This window comes from Pseudomonas sp. P5_A2_2 (assembly GCF_054177685.1).
The window spans coordinates 1-1,835 of sequence record NZ_JBGCUL010000883.1 but is presented as its reverse complement, the minus strand read 5'-3'; the positions used below and the strand labels follow the sequence as shown (position 1 = coordinate 1,835).

Annotated in this window: 2 protein-coding genes and 1 pseudogene; all 3 read right to left on the bottom strand. The window is 61.2% G+C overall.

Annotation, left to right across the window (positions count from 1 at the left end; all coding sequences use genetic code 11):
* Nucleotides 1–543: pseudogene (locus ACXRVY_RS26890) on the bottom strand (hypothetical protein); the annotation flags it as partial.
* 244 nt (nucleotides 544–787) lie between these two features.
* Nucleotides 788–1,096: a PsiF family protein gene (locus tag ACXRVY_RS26885; RefSeq protein WP_223463634.1), complete on the bottom strand. Its 309-nt coding sequence runs from the start codon at nucleotides 1,094–1,096 to the stop codon at nucleotides 788–790.
* Between the two features lie 64 nt (nucleotides 1,097–1,160).
* Nucleotides 1,161–1,835, bottom strand: a 675-nt coding sequence (locus ACXRVY_RS26880; protein WP_458238718.1) for an AraC family transcriptional regulator, incomplete at its 5' end; no start/stop codon positions are given.

The window sequence follows — 1,835 nt, the reverse complement described above, 5'->3', positions numbered from 1 at the left end:
GGCCAATGGTTTGCGCTTGGTCAGGTCCGGAACGCGCTGCAAGGCGATGATCGCGCCGAGCACCATGCCGATCAGCAGCGTCACGAACATGTGCGCTGCATCCTTGCCCACCAGTTGCAAATCACTGAGGTGCTTGCTCACCCACTCGCCAATCGCCACACGAAACTCCGCGGCACTGGCTGGCAGGTAAGCGTCGATGAACGGCGGCAGTTGCCCGCGTGCGCGGTCGACTACACCCATGAACTTGTCGAGGGAAGCGCCAGGGTTCTCTGCTTCGTGCAGCAGGAAGCTGATGGCACCGGCGAAGATCAGCGTCAGCACGCTGACAATCAGAGTCCCCAGCAACGCCACCGCCAGCCAGCGCGCGCGCCGGCCTTCGATCAACCGTTGCAGTTGCGGGGTGAGCATGTTGACCAGCTCGAACACCAGCAACCCGGCGAGCAGGCTGGGCAGCAATCGCAGCGGGATGACCAGCAGCAGTCCGCCAAAAATGATGACCCAGCTGATGACCAGCAAAACTTGACGCTGAGAAAACGTTGGCATACAGCCTCAAAAACGAACGGCGTAAAAAGGATTGGCAGTCTGCCAGCGATCCGGTGCGAGCACTAGGATTGTGTAGATCGACCTTAGTGGTGGTTCAGGATTTTTTGCAGCGTCTTCTGCGGCCCCATCGTCGGAGCGCCGCCCGGAGCAAGCTCGCTCCCACAGTGGAACTGAGTACACCGGACAAATGTGGGAGCGAGCTTGCTCGCGATGGGGTCGGCACATTCACCACAAGCTTCCAGGTTTATTTTTTCTTCAGGCAATCACTCATGAACGCCTTGCGCTCGTCACCCTTGAGGGCTTTGGTGGCGGCGTCGGCGTTGCAGGTCTTCATCTTCTCTTGTTGTGGGGTCAAGGCCTTACCGGCATCGTTTGCCGCCGGAGTCGCCTTCAGGCAGGTGCTCATGAAGGCTTTGCGCTCGTCGCCCTTGAGGCTTTTGGCCGTGGCGTCGGCGTTGCAGGTAGTCATCTTTTCCTGTTGGGCTGTGGCGGCGAAGCCTTGGGAACAGAGCAGCAAACCGATCATCAACAAAGGGACACGCATCATCTTCATGGAGTTTTCTCCTGGTCGCCACGCCGAGGGGCGCGGCCTTGTACTGGAGTGTAGACAACCCCTGTTACACCTTCCTGTTCTCCAGGTGGCTGCGTCGATACTGCTCCGGCGTGCACCCGGCCTGACGCTGGAACATCGCGATAAACGCCGAGCCGGTGCTGTAGCCCATGTCGAAGGCGATCTCCTGAATGCTGCGCGGGCTATCCAGCGCTTCGATCGCCGCCAGAAAACGCAGGCGCTGGCGCCACTCGCCGAAACTCATGCCCAGTTCCCGCACGAACTGCCGCGCCAGGGTGCGCTCGCTGACATGGATGCGTGCGGCCCATTCCGACAGGGGCCGGTTATCCCCAGGCTCGGCCTGCAACGCTTCGAGAATTCCGAGTATCCCGGGACTGCTGGCATAGGGCAGGTAGCACTCGTGCACCGGGGCCTGTTGCAGTTGGTCCACCAATACCTGGGCCAGACGCTGATCGKCGGCCTGCTCGGGGATTTTCACGTCGCGGGCGGCGAAGTCCTTGAGGATCGACTTGAGGATGTCACTGATGGCCAGGGTGCAGGCTCGCGACGGCAGGTCGACGCAGACCTTGGGTGCCAGGCACACCGCGCGGTAGTTGACCGGTTGGTGGCTGTAGAAACTGTGCTCGATCTGCGGCGGCACCCACACCGCGTATTGCGGAGGAGACATGAAGCGGCTGCCCTCGACGTCCATGTGCAGCACGCCGTGGGCGGCGTATTCCAG

Excerpts from the sequence above, each read along its gene's own strand:
- ACXRVY_RS26885 (WP_223463634.1), bottom strand. The coding sequence starts at position 1,096 with ATGAAGATGATGCGTGTCCCTTTGTTGATGATCGGTTTGCTGCTCTGT.